We start from the raw sequence: 16,337 nt of genomic DNA on the forward strand, positions 1-16,337 counted from the left end.
GCGCTCCGACCGGCGCAGGCCCGCCTGCGCCGACCGTGCACATGACCACCATGATTGGAAAAACCTTCGTGAAGACTTCGTTCCGCACCACTGCCTCCGTGATCGCCCTGGCCATTGCATCGCTGACCGTGCCCACGCTGGCCCAGGCCAAGCGCATGGGCAGCGGCGGCAAGTCCGTGCGCCCGGCGTCGATCGGCAAGGCCCCTGCCCAGCCCGCAGCGCCTGCGGCGCCCACCGCCAGCAAGGCGGCAACGCCTGCCAGCCCGGCAGCTCCTGCCACGCCAGCAACGCCGGCCGCGCCCGCCGCAGCCGCCGCTCCGGCAGCGGCACCTGCCACTGCAGGTGCCGCAGGCCCGGGCATGATGGGCACGCTGGGCGCCGCCGCCGTGGGCGCCGTTGCCGGCTCCATGGCCGGCAATGCGCTGGCCGGCGCCATGACCCCTGAAAAGGACGCTGCCGCCAAGGAGGCCGAAGCCAAGGCCAAGGCCGCCGAAACCGAGGCAGCCGAGCTGCAGCGCAAGGCCGATGAAGCCAAGGCCAAGGCAGAAGCCGCCCGCGCCGCCGCCAAGTAAACCGCCTGCTTCTTGCAAAAGGCCGCGCCTGTCGCGGCCTTTCTGTTTTGTCCAGCGACCTGCTTCAACGGCCTTGCGCATGCTCTCCACGCAGCGTCATCACGGCGCTGGCGATGCTCGCAACGGTCTTGCCATCATCACGCTCGATTTCACAGCGGTAGTGGCTGATCGTGCGCCCACGGTGCTCGGCCCACGCCCGCGCGCACAGCCTGGAGCGCCAGACCGGGCGCAGGAAGGCCGCCTTCAGGTCGATGCTGGTGAAACTCTGGCCTGGCTCCATCAAAGTGGAATGCGCCGTGCCTATGGCAGCATCGGCCAGTTCGCACAGCATCCCGCCATGGACCGTGCCCTGCTGGTTGCCATGGCGCTGCGCATCGGCGTCGAACTCCACGACGGCCATGGCTTCGCCGACGGCCACTATGCGAAACCCCAGCATCTGCGAGATCGCGGTCGGATAGTGCATGTGCGTGGCCTCGTCTGCGGCAAGCCGCCCTTCGATCTGCCGCTGCAGATAGTCGAGCACGGGGAGATAAGTGCTGGGAAGATGCATGGATTTCCTGTCTGGAGCGGGAGGGCAAGACCCGGGAATGCCCGTCTCGCCAGTGTGATGACCTAGACTAGAACAATCAAAAAATTGTCCTAACTACACTCCATGGCTGCCTCTCGCGTTGCTCTGCTGACTGAACGGCTGGCCGAAGACATCCGCGCCGGCCGGCTCGCTCCCGGCACGCTGATGCCCACGCACCGCGACCTCGCGGCCCGCCATGGCATGGCCGTGGTATCCGCCAGCAAGGTGTATGCGCGGCTGGCCTCCCTCGGCCTGGTCATCGGCGAAACCGGGCGCGGCACCTTTGTGCGGGATCGGCCGCAGCAGCGCGAATGGGATGGCGGCGACGAATCCCGCCTGAGTTCGGATACGGCCGACCTGTCCTTCAACCATCCCACCTGGCCGGGGCAGGCCGGGCTGTTGCGCTCCATGCTGCGCGAGCTGGCTGCTTCGGGCGACCTGGCTGCGCTCATGCACCAGCAGCCGCCCGGCGGCCGGCTGCACGAGCGGCGCATCGTGGCCGACTTCCTTGCCCGCGAACGCGGCCTGGCTGCCGAGCCGGAACGCATCTTCCTGGTCAACGGCGCGCAGCAAGGACTGGACATTGCCGTGCGTGCGCTGCTGCGGCCCGGCGATGCGGTGGCCGTGGACGCGCTGACCTACCCGGGCTTCAGGATGCTGGCCGAGCTCCAGGACCTGGACCTCCAGCCGGTCCCTGCCCTTGACGAGGGTCCCGACCTCGATGCATTGGAGCGGCTGTGCGCGCGCCGGCGCATACGCGCCATCCATGCCATGCCCACGCTGCACAACCCCCTGGGATGGGTGATGCCGCTGGCGCAGCGCCAGCGCCTGGTGGAGATCGCAAGGCGCCACGATTGCCTGCTGATCGAGGATGCTGCCTATGCCTTTCTGGCAGGCAAGGCGCCCGCAGCCCTCGCAACGCTGGCGCCAGAGCGCTGCATTCACGTCTCCAGCCTCTCGAAAAGCGTGGCCAGCGGGTTGCGCTTCGGCTTCATGGTGGTGCCCCAGGCATGGGCAGGCCGCGTCAAGGCCGTGGTGCGCGCCAGCCACTGGAGCATGCCGGGCCTGGTCACGGCCATGGCCACGCGCTGGATGGCCAGCGGCTCCGTGCGGCAGCAGGAACAACGCATGCGGCAGGAGGCACGGCGCCGGCAGGCGATTGCGCGCAAGGCGCTGGCAGGAATGCAGATGCTGGCCCACCCCTGCTCGCTCTTCCTCTGGCTGCGCCTGCCCGGGGAGCTGCGGATGGACCGGGTGGCCACGGCGCTGGCCCAGTGCGGCATCGCCGTATCGCAGGCCCACGCCTACGCAACGACTCCCCATGCCCCGCATGCGCTGCGCCTGGGACTGGGTTCAGTGCCTCTGCCGCAACTGGAGGCCGTACTCGTTCAGTTGCGGGATACCGTGGAAGGCTTTCCGCCCTGAGCCTGTGCCGGGCCAGGGCCCGGTTCAGGGGCCTTGCGCTTCAGCGCCGCCCGTCGCGCAGCGGCTGCAGCAGGTGCGACAGGCCGTTGTGGTCCAGCTCCTGCATCAGCGCCAGCAGTTGGCCCAGCTCTCCCTTGGGAAAGCCCTCGCGTGCGAACCAGTTCAGATAGTTGCCGGGAAGATCGGCGATCAGCCGGCCCTTGTACTTGCCATAGGGCATTTGCACCTGCACCAGCTTTTGCAGCATTTCGGAGTCCATGGCGGCGATGGTACGCGCTGCGCCATCGCAAGAATCCGCATAAAAAACCACAGCCTTATAACCAAATATCAAAAATGTTCAACGCGGCCCCTGGCGCAGCACTAGACTATGCGCCTGCCTGCCGCCAAGCCCGACGCGGAGCCGTTCTCCTGGGCCGGCGGCGTTTTATCGCAACCCGTTGAAGAAAGTCCTCCGGTCATGTTGAAGAAAGCCCTCTCCGCAATCGCGATTGCCACGCTGGCACTGACAGCCCAGGCCGCCGACGTGCTCAAGGTCGGTGCCACGGCCGTGCCGCATGCAGAAATCCTCAATCACATCAAGCCCGCGCTGAAGGCCCAGGGCATCGATCTGCAGATCAAGGAATTCAGCGACTACGTGCAGCCCAATGCGGCCGTCGAGGACAAGCAGCTGGACGTGAACTTCTTCCAGCACCAGCCCTACCTGGACAGCTACAACAAGGACCGCAAGACCTCGCTGGTGGCCGTGCCCAATGGCAAGGTCCATGTGGAGCCCTTCGGCGGCTACTCGCAGAAGATCAAGAACGTCAAGGACCTGAAGGACGGCGCCACCATTGCCATCCCCAACGACCCCTCCAACGGCGGCCGCGCCCTGATCCTGCTGGCCAAGCAGGGCCTGATCGAGCTCAAGGACCCCAAGAGCCTGACGCCCACGCCGCTGGATGTGGCCAAGAACCCCAAGAAGCTCAAGTTCAAGGAACTCGAAGCCCCGCTGCTGCCGCGCGCACTGGGCGATGTGGACCTGGCGCTGATCAACACCAACTACGCCATCGAGGCCAAGCTCAATCCCACCAAGGATGCGCTGTTCATCGAAGGTGCCGACTCGCCCTACACCAACATCGTGGTGTCGCGCCAGGACCGCGCCAACGATCCCAACATCGCCAAGCTGATGAACGCACTGCACACGCCTGATGTGAAGAAGTTCATCGTCGAGAAGTACAAGGGCGCCGTCGTTCCCGCGTTCTGAATGCGAGGTGGCCGCAGCCTTGCCGGCTGCGACCGTTGCGAAAAAAAAACGCTGCCGGGGCAGCGCTTTTTTTGTGGCTGGCATTCCTTGCCTCAGCCTGCGGAGGCCACCTCCGCCGGCGCCTTGGCCGCAGCAGCCGGCCGCGTGATGGCGCTGCCCATGGCCGCGCCCATGATGCAGGCAATGGCCAGCCACTGCGTTCCCACCAGTTGCTCATGCAGCAGCAGCATGCCCATGAGGGCGGCTATCGCGGGCTCAGTTGCAAGCGCGATGCCGAAGGTGGCGGGCGGCAGGCGGCGCAGCGCCATCATCTCCAGCGTGTAGGGCAAGGCGCTGGAGATGGCCGCAACCATCAACCCGAAAAGAAGTATGGATGGCTGCAGCAGCTTGGCCCCCGCCTCGGCCACGCCGAAGGGCACCACCACCATGGCGGCGAACACCAGGCCCAGCGACACGGCCTGGCCGCTGGGAATGCTGCCCAGCCGCTGGCCCAGCAGGATGTACAGCGCCCAGCAGATGGCCGCGCCCACGGCGCAGGCAATGCCCACGGGCTCCAGCACCAGGGCGCCGGCGCTGGCACCGCCTATGGGCAGGATCAGGGCCAGCCCCGCCACCGCCAGCGCAAGCCAGACAAAATCCACGGGCCGACGCGAGTGGTAGATGGCCACGGCCAGCGGCCCCGAGAACTCGATGGCCACGGCCAGGCCGAAGGGAATGGTGCGCAGCGCCATGTAGAACAGCAGGTTCATGGCGCCCAGCGCCACGCCGAAACGCAGAAGCGCCCAGGCCTGAGGCCGCGCCAGCGTCCAGCGCCAGGGCCGCCAGATGGCCACCAGGATCAGCGCGGCAAAGCCCACGCGCAATGCCGAGGTGCCCTGGGCGCCCAGCACCGGAAAAAGCTGCTTGGCCAGTGACGTTCCCACGCCCAGCGCCGTCACCGAGCCCAGCACGGCCAGCAGCGGCCAGGCGCGGTTCCATGTGATGTTTGTTGTCATGGCGCGTACGATATTGCAAGCGCACCGCGCAAACAGCTCGTTTTTGAGCCGCTTCACGCAATATTCGCTCTTTTCCTCTTCTCGCCGCCAGCCGCCCATGCCCGCCATCGCCCTGGACTCCTTCGACCGCGCCATTCTCGACGTGATGCAGCGCGACAACCTCACGCCACAGCGCCTCATCGCCGAGCGCGTGCACCTTTCCGCGCCGGCCGTGCAGCGGCGCATCAAGCGGCTGCAGGAGCTGGGCGTGATCGCGGCCAACGTGGCCGTGGTCGATCCGGCGCGCATAGGCCGGCCGCTGACCGTGCTCATCAACGTGCAGCTGGTCAACGAGCGCCCCGATCTGTCGCAGGCCTTTCGCGCACGCGTGGATCGGGAGGACGCGGTACAGCAGTGTTATTACGTGACCGGTGAAGCCGACTATTCATTGATCGTCACGGCTGCCGATATGGAGGAGTACCAGGCGCTGGCGGCTCGGCTGTTTGCGGGGGACGACAACATCCGGCGCTACACCACCTCGATAGCGCTGGAACGCGTCAAGACCGGGCTGCAGCTACCGCTGCAGCCGCAAGCCACGGATGCCTGACCACCGTCATCAGATCGTTTTGAACATAGAACGCCATCACAGGCAGGGAGACTTCAATGAGCGCACCGCATCCGGACAGCATGGCCAATCTGGTGGCCATCCGCACCCTCGACAAGTACGAGAACGACTATTTCCCCAAGCGCGACCGCATCACCATCGCCTTTCGCGGCGATCTGGCAGAGCAGTTCAAGTACGACAAGATCCGTCCGCTGTCGCCGGCCCAGCGCCATGGTCACCGCGTGGTGATCGAGGCCGAGAGCCAGAAGACCGGCACCACCGGCCACTACTGCATCGAGTGCAACAGCTGGAACCTCATCGAGGCCGTGGGCACCTGGGCACCGGAGCCGGAGCAGGCGGCGGGCTGAGCCTGCCGCCTCTGGCCGGCCCAGGCCGGCTCAGGCCCCGGCCGGCGCCCAGACGCTGCCGGCCACCCACCAGGCCAGCGCCAGCATCATCACCCCCGTCAGGCCATCGAGAATCCGCCAGGCACGCGGCTTCTCGAACAGGCGCCTGAGGCGGCGGCCCGCAAAGGCCAGCAGCACGAACCATGACAGGCTGGCCGAAGCGGCGCCAATCACATACACCCATTTGAGCGCGCCTTCCTGGCGCGCGCCGATGGAGCCCATCAGCAGCACCGTGTCCAGATAGACATGGGGGTTGAACAAGGTGATCACGGCCAGCGTGGAGACCACGCCCAGCAGGCCGCGCGGCGCCAGCTGCCCGCCCGAGGCGGCCAGCTGCGCATCGGGCGCCATGGCCATGCGCCACAGCGCCATCAGGCCGTAGGCCAGCAGGAACAGGGCGCCGCCCAGGGTCAGGTAGCGGGCCAGATCGGGGTTGTCGCCCAGCAGCCGGGCCATGCCCGCCACGCCCAGGCCGATGAGCACCACGTCGCTGACCACGCACCATGCCACGCAGGCGCGTACATGCTGGCCGTGCACGGCCTGGCGCAGCACATACAGGTTCTGGGCTCCGATGGAGACGATGAGCGACAGGCAGACCGTGAAGCCCGCCAGCCAGGAAGAAGAAACATTTGCAGTCCACATGGGCAGGGATTGTCTGGCTCGCAAATGGTTAAGTAAAATTACATTTACTCAATCAAATGAAGAATATCTAAATGCTCGACTACGCCGGACTCGAAGCCCTGGCAGCCGTGGTGCGCGAAGGCAGCTTCGAACGCGCGGCGCGCAAGCTGCACGTCACGCCCTCGGCCGTCTCCCAGCGCATCAAGCTGCTGGAAGAGCGCGTGGGCCAGGTGCTGGTGCTGCGCGGCCAGCCCTGTTCAGGCACGGAGGCAGGCCGCCGCCTGTGCCTGCATGTGGAGCAGGTCGCCCTGCTGGAAAACGACCTGCGCCGCAAGAACCCCGAACTGGTGCCCGAGGGCCAGACGGCCCTGCCCACGCTCAAGCTGGCCGTCAATGCCGACTCGCTGTCCACCTGGTTCATGGACGCCATGTCCGCCTTCACGCGCGACGGCAACGAGCTGCTGGACATCAGCATCGACGACCAGGACCACACGGCCAAGCGCATCCGCGAGGGCGAGGTGCTGGCCGCCGTCACGGCCACGTCCTCGGCCATTCCGGGCTGCAACACCTGGCCGCTGGGACGCATGCGCTACGTGGCGGCCGCCAGTCCCGATTTCATCCGCCGCTACCTGAAGGACGGCATCACGCCCGAGGCCATGGCACGCACGCCCATGATGAGCTACGGCCGCAAGGACAGCCTGCAGGACCAGTGGCTGCAGCGCCTGGGCGCGGAAGGCCGGCGCAGCACGCCGCGCCACTTTCTGCCGTCCAACCAGGGCTATACGCGGGCCTGCGAGCTGGGCATGGGCTGGGGCATGCACCCGCCGCTGATGATCGGCGCGCAACTGGCCGAAGGCAGCCTGGTGGAGCTGCTGCCCGGCAACGATCTGGACATTCCCATGTACTGGGCCCATGCGCGCAATGCGCAGGCCAGCCTGCAGCGGCTGACGGACTGCGTGATCCAGGCGGCAGCCGCCTGTCTTGACCCGATGGAGTGAGGGGGCGACGGCGGCGCCGTCCGCGCCCGGCTCAGGGCTGGCGGCCGGTGTCGTCTGCCGGGGTGGACGGCTCAGCCTGGGCCTGGTCGTTGCGTTCCGGCCGCTGTATGGTGCGCACGGCCGCGCGCACGCGGGTCAGGGTGTGGAAGTCCAGCAGGCTGGTGGCCATGATGGTTTCCCAGAGAAAGCAGGCCAGGGCCGAGAGAAACATCAGCACGCCGAACAGAAAGCCCAGCACCGCATAGCCATGGCCGTTGATGCCGTAGGCCTCGCCCAGGAACAGCAGGGCAATGGTCAGGCCGATGCAAAAGCCGCAGACGGTCAGCAGCCCTATGCAGACATTGGCCAGCCGGCCGCGCTTGCGCAGAAAGTGCAGCTCGGTCAGGCTGCGCGCGATGAATTCCTCCTCCTGCGGCGTGCGCAGCAGTTCCTCCAGCTTGCGCGCGCGGTCGATGATGCGGGCCAGCCGCCCGGCCACGGCGCCTATCATGCCGGCCACGGCCGTCAGGAAGAACACCGGCGCCAGCGCCAGCTGGATGCTGTGGGTGACGGTATCGGCGTCTAGCGACCAATTGATCATGCGGTCCTCTGCGTGCTTTCTGTTGTCTGGTCCGGCCGTGCTGCCGTGTTTTCGCGCGGACAGTATTGTGGCCGCAACCGGGGGCCGCAAGAAGCCATGCCGCCCGCTTTCAGCGCGCCGGGGGTGACGGCAGAACCTGCGCGCACAGCGAAAGCATCTGGTCCAGCAGGGCGGGCGCCCGGTCGCGGCGGCGGACCACGCCCAGCGGCGCCAGCCGGCCCGTCAGCTGCACGTCGAGCCGGCACACGCGCGCATGGGTCTGCAGGCCCGGCGCGATGCTCAACGGCACCAGGGCCACGGCGCCGGGCTGGCTCAACAGGCCTTCCAGTATCGGCAGGGAAACGGTGGAGACAGGAAACCAGGGCGCATCGGGCAGTGCCTGGAGCACCTCGGCCTCGAAAATCCCGCGCACGGCGATGTTGGCCGTGGGCAGCACCCAGCGCGCGCCGGTCAAGGCCTGCAGCGGCACGCCACGGCGCCCGGCCAGTGCATGCGAGCGTGCGGCCACCACCACGGCCGTGTCGGCCAGCAGCGGTTCGAAGACGAAGGGGCCGGGCAGCAGCGCCGGCTCGCGGCAGAACACCGCGTCCAGCCCGCCGCCCAGCAGCTGGGACAGCAGCCGGGTGCTGGCGTCTTCGTGCACATCGACATGCACCTCGGGGTGCTCGGCATAGAACCGCGCCAGCAGGGGCGAAAGAATGGCCAGGGCTGCCGCCGGAATGGCGCCCAGGCGCAGCGCGGCCGCGGCGCCCCGGCGAATGGCGGCCAGCGATTCCGCCACCTCCTCCAGCGCGGCCAGCACGCCGCGCACCGTGTCCACCAGGGTCTGGCCGGCCAGCGTGGGGCGTATGCCGCGCGCATGGCGCTCGAACAGGCGGATGTCGAGCACGCGCTCCATCTCGGCCAGCGCCTGGGTGGCTGCCGACTGGCTCATGTGCAGCGTGGCGGCGGCCTGCACCACCGAGCCGCATTGCTGCAGCGCCACCAGCAGCTGCAGCTGGCGCAGGCGCACATGCTTGGTCAGGCGCGAGAACAGCAGCCGGCCCTGGGGCGTGGCCGCATCGTCCAGGCCTTCGCGGTCGTCAAAATCGTGGCTCATGGGAATCTCGGTGTTTTCCCCAGGCAGGCCCTGGCGCGCCACAGGCGGCGAAGGGCAAGCTATCGGAACGGCTTATAGCTTGGCACAAATACCGTGGCCCACGCGGGCGGCAGGATTTCTATAGTCGCCTGCATCGGGAGCCGGCACGGCCCAGGCTGCGGCTCCCTCCCCGTCGATGGAGTCCATGCCATGCAAGCCAAGCCCCTCTTACAGCCTCTCTCTCACCTGCCGCGCCGCACCCTGCTTTCCCTGGGCGCGGGCCTTTGCGCCGCGCTGTGCGGCCTCACCCTGGCCCGCACTGCCCATGCGGCCGACGCCTATCCGAGCAAGCCCGTCAAGCTCATCGTGCCCTTTGCGGCCGGCGGCTCCACCGACATCGTCGCGCGCGTGATCGCCGAAGGCCTGCGCAGCACGCTGGGCCAGCCCGTGGTGGTGGACAACAAGGCCGGCGCGGGTGGCCTGATCGGTACCGAAAGCATTGCCCAGGCGGCGCCAGACGGATACACCATCGGCATGGCCACGGTGAGCACGGCCACCATCAACCCCTCGCTGTATACGCGCGCCGCCAGGCTGGAAGGCAGGCTCCTGCCCGTGGCCAACCTGGTGACCATGCCATCGGTCTACATGGTCCATCCCAAGATGGGCGTCAAGGATTTCGCGGGGTTCCTGGCCAGGCTGCGCGCCCAGCCCGGCGCCTACAGCGCGGGCGTGCCCGGCCTGGGCACGCTGGGCCATCTGATGGTGGCGTCCTTCAACGAGACCATGAAGACCCAGATCCAGATCGTGCCCTATCGCGGCAACGGCCCGGCGCTCAACGACGCCCTGGCGGGCATGGTGCAGGTGATGACCGATCAGCTGCCTTCGGCCATGCCCCAGATCAAGGGTGGCAAGCTCATCCCCGTGGCACTGTCGGGCGACAGCCGCTCGCCCGATCTGCCCGATGTACCCACCTTCAAGGAGCTGGGCTATGCGCAGCTCAACGAGCTGGGCATCAGCTGGTTCGGCCTGGTCGTGCCGGCCGGCACGCCGCCCGCCATCGTCCGGCAGTTGCAGGAAGCGTCCACGAAGGCCGTGCGCCTGCCCGAGGTGCAAAAGCACCTGAAGCTGCTGGGCGCATCGGTCACCGAGATGGACCAGAGCCGCTTCCCGGCCCAGATCGCCAGCGAACTGCAGCGCAACAAGGCGCTGCTGGACAAGGCAGGAGTGAAGCCGGAATGAGCGCGGTCGATCATCTCCAGGATTTTTTCCAGCAGCAGTCCGCGCGCATGGCGGCCCTGGCCGACAGCATCTGGTCGCTGGCCGAGCTGCGCTATGCCGAGACGGCTTCGGCCCAGCTGCACATCGATGCGCTGGAGCAGGCCGGGTTTCGCATCACACGCGCCCTGGCCGGCATTCCCACCGCCTTTCTGGCCGAATGGGGCGACGAGGGCCCGGTGCTGGCGTTCCTGGGCGAGTACGACGCACTGTCGGGCCTGAACCAGCAAAGCGGCGCCCTGGTCTGCACGCCGTCCACCGACAGCCCGGGCCTGGCCGGCCACGGCTGCGGCCACCACCTGCTGGGCACCTCGGCGCATTTCGCGGCCATCGCGCTGCAGGAGCACCTGCGCCGCAGCGGCGCCAAGGCGCGCGTGCGCTACTACGGCTGCCCGGCAGAAGAAGGGGGATCGGGCAAGACCTTCATGGCGCGCGCCGGGGTCTTCGACGATGTGGACACGGCGCTGACCTGGCACCCGGCCAGCTTCTCCGGCGTGTTCAGCCAGAGCACGCTGGCCAATATCCAGGCCAAGTTCGTCTTCCACGGCAAGGCCTCGCATGCCGCGCACTCCCCCCACCTGGGCCGCAGCGCGCTCGACGCCGTGGAGCTGATGAACGTGGGCGTGAACTACCTGCGCGAGCACATGCCCACCGATGCGCGCGTGCACTACGCCATCACCGACTCGGGCGGCCTGTCGCCCAACGTGGTGCAGGCGCGCGCCGAGGTGCTGTACCTGGTGCGGGCCGCGCGCAACCACGAGGCGGCCGCACTCTACGAGCGCGTGCAGAACGTGGCGCGCGGCGCGGCGCTGATGACGGATTGCCGGCTGGAGATCGTCTTCGACAAGGCCTGCTCCAACCTGCTGCAGAACCGCACGCTGAACCAGGTCATGTACGAACAGATGCAGGCCCTGGGCCCGCTGCGCGTGGACCCCGGACTGCACAGCCTGGCCGGAGACTTCCAGGCTACGCTGGACAGCAATGACGTCGACCAGGTCAGCCGCCCGCTGGCCAGCGTGCTGCGCGGCAAGGTGCCGGCCGTGTTCGAGGGCCTGGCGCCCTACGATCCCGCTGTGGAGGGCACCCTGTTCGGCTCCACCGACGTGGCCGATGTGAGCTGGATCACGCCCACCGTCCAGGCCTGGGTGGCCTGCTACGCCTTCGGCACGCCGCTGCATTCCTGGCAGATGGTCTCGCAGGGCCAGTCCGGCCTGGCCCACGCCGGCATGGTGCGCGCCGCCCAGGTGATGGCCGCCACCGCCATCGCCCTGCTGCAGCGGCCCGAGCGCATGGCCGAGGCCAAGGCGGAGCTGCTCGAGCGCCGCGGCGGCAGGCCCTATGCCTGCCCGATTCCTGCGGAGGTGCCCCTGCCGTTCATGCGGGGGTGATGGGCTTGGCTCGCCCTGGATGATCGACTCCTACCCCATGCCCAGTTCCCGGGCTTGCAGGGGCTTGCAGGGGCTTGCCCCTTTGCGCTGCCGCAAACCCGCCCCGCCGCCGCGTTGACCCATCACAAGCCCTCCACGCCATGCCACGGCGATAGTCGGATCGGGACCCCACCGATACCTACAAACCACAGGAGGACTTGTGAAGCTGATGATCGATCTCTTTTCCACCGACTACGGGCTGATGAGCCTGGGCGTCATCGTCTTCATCCTGATCATGGCGGGCTTTTTCCTGCGCCTGTTCCTGGGCAAGATGAAGCACGTGGCCAACAAGCCGCTTGAATGAAAAGATGCCCAGGCAGGGCCTGGCCTGGGCATTCGCATGCAGCCCTGCGCACTCAATAGTGCGGGGGCAGCTCGTCGCGCAGATGGGTCGCACCGCCAGCAGGCCCGCCCTCCGGCACCCGTCGGCGCAGGTCGCGCAGCTCGTCCAGGAGCCGGTCGATCTGCTGCTGCTGGCGGTAGATGGTCAGGTTCAGCTGCTCCAGCAGGTCGTCGGTGTAGCTGGCCTTGATCTCCAGCTCCATCACGCGCGCCTGCAGGGCCTGGGCCTCGTCGCGTTCGCCGCTGCGCTCGTTGTCCCCAGCCACGCTCACGCCTTGAGCGCCTGGGCCAGGCGGGCGATGCCTTCGCGGATCTTGTCCTCGTCGGCCGTGGCGAACGAGAGGCGGAAGCTGGTGGCATCGGGGTTTTGCGCGAAGAACGGCGCGCCCGGCACAAAGGCCACGCCCTGGGCGATGGCCCGCTTGGCCAGCTCGCCGGCATCGGCCAGCGCGCCGCCCTTGCCGGTCAGGCGCACCCACAGGAACAGGCCGCCCTGGGGCTGCAGGAATTCCACGGCATCGCCGAGGTGCTCGCGCAACGCATCGCCCATGGCCTTGGCGCGGCGCGCATAGACCTCGCGCACATGGGCCAGCGTGGCGGGCATGGCGCCGGACTTCAGGTACTGCGCGGCCGTGGCCTGGGCAAAGGTGCTGGTGTGGGCGTCGCTGAACTGCTTGCACATCACGGCGCGGGCCAGCAGCTCGGGCGGGGCCACCAGCCAGCCGATGCGCAGGCCGGGGCTGAGCACCTTGCTCAGCGAGCCGCAATGGGCCAGCCAGTCGCGGCTGCCGGGCACCTGGCTGGACAGGGCCAGCAGGCTGGGAGGTGGCGCCTCGCCAAAATACAGGTCGCCGTAGGGATCGTCTTCCACCACCAGGGTCTGGTACTTGACGGCCAGCTCCAGCACCTTCTTGCGGCGCTCCAGGCTCAGCATGGCGCCGCTGGGATTGCCGAAGGTGGGGATCAGGTAGACCAGCTTGGGGCGGTGCTCGGCAATGAGCTTTTCCAGCGCATCGACCTGGGCGCCTTCGGCATCGATGGGCGCGCTGATGACTTGCGCGCCGTACAGGCGAAAGCACTGGATGGTGGCCAGGAAGGTCGGGCCTTCCACGATGACCTTGTCGCCGGGGTTGATCATGGTCTTGCCCAGCAGGTCCAGCGCCTGCTGGCTGCCCGTGGTGACCACCAGTTGCTCGGGGGCCAGCTCACGCACGCCCTTGCCGGCCATGAAGGCGGCGATCTGCTCGCGCAGCGGCTGGTAGCCCTCGGTGGCGCCGTACTGCAGCGCGGCGCCCGGCTCCTGCTGCAGCGCTGCCTGGGAGGCGGCGCTGATGCCGGCCACGTCGAACATGGCGCTGTCCGGGAAACCACCCGCGAAGCTGATGATGCCGGGCTTGCCCAGCAGCTTGAACAGCTCGCGGATGGCGGAGGTTTCTACGTTGTTCAGACGGTCGGCGAATTGCATGGGCAGGATTCTCGTTGTCGATGCGATGAAAAGGCGAAGCCTGCATTGTCGCCAATCCTGCCGCAGCTTTCCTGCACGATTAGAAGTCCCCTGAGTCGCTTCGCGCCTTCCCGTTGCACGGCGCCCCCCAAGGGGGACGACGCCATCTCTGCCCCCTCTCTCCCGGAAGGCAGCTGCGTTCAATCCACCTTGATGTCGGCCCTGGCGGCCACGGCGCGCATCTGCGGCAGTTCGCGCTCGATGCGCTCCTGCAGCGCGCTGCCCGGACCCCATGCGGGCGACAGGCCGATGTCCACCAGCTTCTTCTTCATGGCCGGCTCGGCCATGGTGTCAGCCAGCGCCTTTTCCAGCTTCCTCTGGATGGGAGCGGGCAGGCCGGCCGGTGCGAGGAAGGCAAACCAGGTGTCCATGGCAAAGCCGGGGTAGCCGCTTTCGGCCACGGTGGGCACCTGGGGCAGCAGGGGCAGGCGCTGCGGGCCCAGGGCCGCGATGGGGCGGATCTTGCCGGCCTTGATCAGCGGCGTAGTAGCCACCACCGTGTCCACGGCCACCTGCACCTGGCCGCCCATCAGCGCGGTCAGGCTGGGCGAGCTGCCGTTGAAGGGCACGTGCACCATGCGCATGCCCGTGGCGGTCTTGAGCATTTCGCCACCGAAGTGCACCGACGACCCCGTGCCGAAGGAGCCGTAGGACAGCTTATCCGGATCGGCCTTGGCCAGGGCCACGAGTTCAGGCAGGGTGCGTGCAGGCGTTTCGTTGTGCGCCACCAGCACCAGCCCCATGTCGGCCACCAGGCCCAGCGGCGTGAAGCTGCGCAGCGGATCGTAGGGCAGCGGGTTGCGGATCACGGGGTTCAGCGTCAGCGTGGTGCTGGCGCCCAGCAGCAGCGTGTAGCCATCTGGCGGCGCCTTGGCCACCAGCGCGCCCGCCACCACGGTGCCCGCGCCGGGACGGTTTTCCACCACCACGGGCTGGCCCAGGCGCTCTCCCAGCGATGTGGCCAGCAGGCGGCCCAGGATGTCGGTGGCGCCGCCGGGCGCAAAGGGCACGACCAGCTTGATCGGGCGATCCGGGTAGGACTGGGCCTGGGCATGCGCCAAGGGCAAGGCAAGCGCAGCGGCGCCGGCCATCAGGCACGACAGAAAACGGGAACGGGACAAGGCCATGGCACGGATCTCCTGGGGAACGAGGGAACGGGAACCTGGGAACAGCTCAATGCGGCAATTCAGTCGTCAGTCTTCAGTCGAGCAGCGGGCTGCGCACGCGCGACAAGCCGCTGGCCTGGTCATAGGCATGGCCGATCTGCAGCACGGCCAGGTCGGCCTGCGCCGGGCCGATGATCTGCAGCCCGGCAGGCAAACCCTGCGGCCCGAAGCCCGCAGGCGCGGCCAGGGCCGGAAGGCCGGCCATGGTGGCAGGCACCACGGTCTGCATCCAGCGGTGGTAGGTGTCCATCTCGCGGCCGTCCACGGCGTGAGGCCAGTCCAGCGCTGCGTCGAAGGGAAAGACCTGGGCGGAAGGCAGCACCAGAAAGTCGTAGCTGTCGAACAGGCGGCGCAATGTTTCATACCAGGCCGAGCGCACGCGCGCCGCGTCATAGACGGCCATGGCCGGCAGCGCCAGGCCGCGCTCGATTTCCCAGACGGCCTCGGGCTTGAGCAGGGCGCGTTTGGCCGGATCGTTGTACAAGGCGGCGTTGGCGCCGGCCACGCTGAAGCTGCGCAGGTCGATCCAGGCGCGCCACAGGCGCTCGAAATCGAACTGCGGCACGGCCTCCTCCACCGTGCAGCCTGCGGCCGTGAAATGCTGCAGCGCCGCCCGGCAGGTCTGCAGCAGGCCAGGCTCGGTGGGCAGGTGCCCGCCCAGGTCCCCCAGCCAGCCGATGCGCAGGCCCTTACAGTCGCGCTGCAGCTGGGCGGTCCAGTCCTGGGGCGGCTCGCTGCGGCGGGTCAGCGGCAGGCGCGCATCAAAGCCTGCCTGCACGGACAGCAGCAGGGCCAGGTCGGGGATGTCGCGCGCCATGGGGCCGGCGACGCTGAACTGCTGGAAGAACACCTCTTCCGAGGGGCCATGCGGCACGCAGCCCACCGAGGTGCGCAGTCCGTAGACATGGTTGAAGGCGGCCGGCGTGCGCAGCGAGCCCATCATGTCCGAGCCATCGGCCACGGGCAGCATGCGCAGCGCCACGGCCACGCCCGCCCCGCCGCTGCTGCCGCCTGCCGATCGCGAAGGATCGAAGGCATTGCGCGTGGTCCCGTAGACCGGGTTGTAGGTATGGCCGCCCAGGCCGAACTCGGGCGAATTGCTGCGTGCCACGAAGAGCGCACCGCCTGCGCGCATGCGCTCGAACACCACGCAATCGGCCTGCGACAGCTGGTTCGCGAAGATCGGCGATCCCTTGGTCGTGACCATGCCTGCGGCCGGCATGATGTCCTTGGGCGCCTGCGGAAAGCCGTGCAGCGGCCCCAGGCTCTGGCCGCGCGCCAGCAGCGTATCCAGCTCGCGGGAGCGGCCGCGCAGCCAGTCCCGGTCCAGCGGAGCCACCAGCGCATTGACCACGGGGTTGAGCCGGTCGATCTGCGCGCAGTAGGCATCCAGCACTTCCAGGCAGGACAGCTCGCGGCCGTGGATGGCCTTGGACAGCGCGACGGCCGACATCTCCACCACGGCACCGCCCCCGGTGGCCAGACCCGGCTGCAGCGCAGCGGCGCTTGTGCTTGACTCCATGGATTTCCTCGTTTTCGTGACAGAACGAAGT

The 16,337-nt window shown here is 68.1% G+C and carries 19 protein-coding genes; 9 read left to right on the forward strand and 10 right to left on the reverse strand.

Going from position 1 to position 16,337, the window contains the following annotated elements; all coding sequences use genetic code 11:
* Positions 1-41: 41 nt before the first annotated feature.
* Entirely contained in the window at positions 42-572 is a 531-nt protein-coding gene (locus tag AAN986_RS18370) for a hypothetical protein (RefSeq protein WP_016453029.1), read from the forward strand.
* A gap of 64 nt (positions 573-636) precedes the next feature.
* On the opposite strand, the gene AAN986_RS18375 is transcribed toward AAN986_RS18370, so the two are convergent.
* A complete protein-coding gene (locus AAN986_RS18375) occupies positions 637-1,122 on the reverse strand; it encodes a PaaI family thioesterase (RefSeq protein WP_046241293.1) in 486 nt (161 codons plus the stop codon).
* Positions 1,123-1,224: 102 nt separating this feature from the next.
* Between AAN986_RS18375 and AAN986_RS18380 the strand changes: the two genes are divergently transcribed.
* A complete protein-coding gene (locus AAN986_RS18380) occupies positions 1,225-2,565 on the forward strand; it encodes a PLP-dependent aminotransferase family protein (protein ID WP_047217662.1) in 1,341 nt (446 codons plus the stop codon).
* A 40-nt stretch (positions 2,566-2,605) separates the two neighbouring features.
* On the opposite strand, the gene AAN986_RS18385 is transcribed toward AAN986_RS18380, so the two are convergent.
* Complete coding sequence (locus AAN986_RS18385) at positions 2,606-2,824, reverse strand: DUF3820 family protein (RefSeq protein WP_017404429.1); 219 nt, start codon at positions 2,822-2,824, stop codon at positions 2,606-2,608.
* Between the two features lie 198 nt (positions 2,825-3,022).
* Here AAN986_RS18385 and AAN986_RS18390 point away from each other — a divergent pair, with 198 nt between their 5' ends.
* Positions 3,023-3,808 carry a MetQ/NlpA family ABC transporter substrate-binding protein gene (locus tag AAN986_RS18390; protein ID WP_017404430.1) on the forward strand — a complete coding sequence of 262 codons (786 nt, stop codon included), beginning with the start codon at positions 3,023-3,025 and terminating at the stop codon, positions 3,806-3,808.
* Between the two features lie 92 nt (positions 3,809-3,900).
* Here the strand turns inward: AAN986_RS18390 and AAN986_RS18395 are convergent, their stop codons facing one another.
* Positions 3,901-4,803 carry an EamA family transporter gene (locus AAN986_RS18395; RefSeq protein ID WP_016445261.1) on the reverse strand — a complete coding sequence of 301 codons (903 nt, stop codon included), beginning with the start codon at positions 4,801-4,803 and terminating at the stop codon, positions 3,901-3,903.
* 97 nt (positions 4,804-4,900) lie between these two features.
* Here AAN986_RS18395 and AAN986_RS18400 point away from each other — a divergent pair, with 97 nt between their 5' ends.
* Both AAN986_RS18400 and AAN986_RS18405 read left to right on the forward strand, forming a co-directional pair.
* Positions 4,901-5,389: an Lrp/AsnC family transcriptional regulator gene (locus AAN986_RS18400; protein WP_016445260.1), complete on the forward strand. Its 489-nt coding sequence runs from the start codon at positions 4,901-4,903 to the stop codon at positions 5,387-5,389.
* Between the two features lie 56 nt (positions 5,390-5,445).
* Positions 5,446-5,754 carry a hypothetical protein gene (locus AAN986_RS18405; RefSeq protein ID WP_016445259.1) on the forward strand — a complete coding sequence of 103 codons (309 nt, stop codon included), beginning with the start codon at positions 5,446-5,448 and terminating at the stop codon, positions 5,752-5,754.
* Positions 5,755-5,784: 30 nt separating this feature from the next.
* Here AAN986_RS18405 and AAN986_RS18410 read toward each other — a convergent pair whose 3' ends face one another.
* On the reverse strand, positions 5,785-6,435 hold the full coding sequence (locus AAN986_RS18410; RefSeq protein WP_016445258.1) for a LysE/ArgO family amino acid transporter: 651 nt from the start codon (positions 6,433-6,435) through the stop codon (positions 5,785-5,787).
* A gap of 71 nt (positions 6,436-6,506) precedes the next feature.
* Between AAN986_RS18410 and AAN986_RS18415 the strand changes: the two genes are divergently transcribed.
* Positions 6,507-7,412, forward strand: a complete 906-nt coding sequence (locus AAN986_RS18415; protein WP_017404434.1) for an HTH-type transcriptional regulator ArgP — start codon at positions 6,507-6,509, stop codon at positions 7,410-7,412.
* A gap of 31 nt (positions 7,413-7,443) precedes the next feature.
* Here AAN986_RS18415 and AAN986_RS18420 read toward each other — a convergent pair whose 3' ends face one another.
* Complete coding sequence (locus AAN986_RS18420) at positions 7,444-7,992, reverse strand: DUF2721 domain-containing protein (RefSeq protein WP_016445256.1); 549 nt, start codon at positions 7,990-7,992, stop codon at positions 7,444-7,446.
* A 109-nt stretch (positions 7,993-8,101) separates the two neighbouring features.
* The gene (locus AAN986_RS18425; protein ID WP_070081001.1) at positions 8,102-9,091 is read right to left on the reverse strand and encodes a LysR family transcriptional regulator; all 990 of its coding nucleotides are present in this window, start codon (positions 9,089-9,091) and stop codon (positions 8,102-8,104) included.
* Positions 9,092-9,280: 189 nt separating this feature from the next.
* Between AAN986_RS18425 and AAN986_RS18430 the strand changes: the two genes are divergently transcribed.
* The 3 genes from AAN986_RS18430 (at position 9,281) to AAN986_RS18440 (ending at position 12,076) form a co-directional block, all read left to right on the forward strand.
* The gene (locus AAN986_RS18430; RefSeq protein WP_047217661.1) at positions 9,281-10,309 is read left to right on the forward strand and encodes a tripartite tricarboxylate transporter substrate binding protein BugE; all 1,029 of its coding nucleotides are present in this window, start codon (positions 9,281-9,283) and stop codon (positions 10,307-10,309) included.
* Positions 10,306-11,733 (forward strand): M20 family metallopeptidase, encoded by a 1,428-nt coding sequence (locus AAN986_RS18435; RefSeq protein WP_016453036.1) that lies wholly within the window; start codon positions 10,306-10,308, stop codon positions 11,731-11,733. The genes AAN986_RS18430 and AAN986_RS18435 overlap by 4 nt, the downstream gene beginning before the upstream one ends.
* 208 nt (positions 11,734-11,941) lie before the next feature.
* Complete coding sequence (locus tag AAN986_RS18440; protein ID WP_016445252.1) at positions 11,942-12,076, forward strand: DUF3149 domain-containing protein; 135 nt, start codon at positions 11,942-11,944, stop codon at positions 12,074-12,076.
* A gap of 52 nt (positions 12,077-12,128) precedes the next feature.
* On the opposite strand, the gene AAN986_RS18445 is transcribed toward AAN986_RS18440, so the two are convergent.
* From AAN986_RS18445 to AAN986_RS18460, 4 genes are all read right to left on the reverse strand, one after another.
* Positions 12,129-12,380: a SlyX family protein gene (locus AAN986_RS18445; RefSeq protein WP_255247311.1), complete on the reverse strand. Its 252-nt coding sequence runs from the start codon at positions 12,378-12,380 to the stop codon at positions 12,129-12,131.
* A 2-nt stretch (positions 12,381-12,382) separates the two neighbouring features.
* Positions 12,383-13,579 (reverse strand): PLP-dependent aminotransferase family protein, encoded by a 1,197-nt coding sequence (locus AAN986_RS18450; RefSeq protein WP_016445250.1) that lies wholly within the window; start codon positions 13,577-13,579, stop codon positions 12,383-12,385.
* 179 nt (positions 13,580-13,758) lie between these two features.
* A complete protein-coding gene (locus tag AAN986_RS18455; RefSeq protein ID WP_047217659.1) occupies positions 13,759-14,745 on the reverse strand; it encodes a tripartite tricarboxylate transporter substrate binding protein in 987 nt (328 codons plus the stop codon).
* 73 nt (positions 14,746-14,818) lie between these two features.
* Positions 14,819-16,306 carry an amidase gene (locus tag AAN986_RS18460; protein ID WP_016445248.1) on the reverse strand — a complete coding sequence of 496 codons (1,488 nt, stop codon included), beginning with the start codon at positions 16,304-16,306 and terminating at the stop codon, positions 14,819-14,821.
* Between the last annotated feature and the right edge of the window lie 31 nt (positions 16,307-16,337).

It is taken from the genome of Delftia sp. DS1230, from assembly GCF_040112715.1.
Taxonomy (GTDB): domain Bacteria; phylum Pseudomonadota; class Gammaproteobacteria; order Burkholderiales; family Burkholderiaceae_C; genus Comamonas; species Comamonas tsuruhatensis.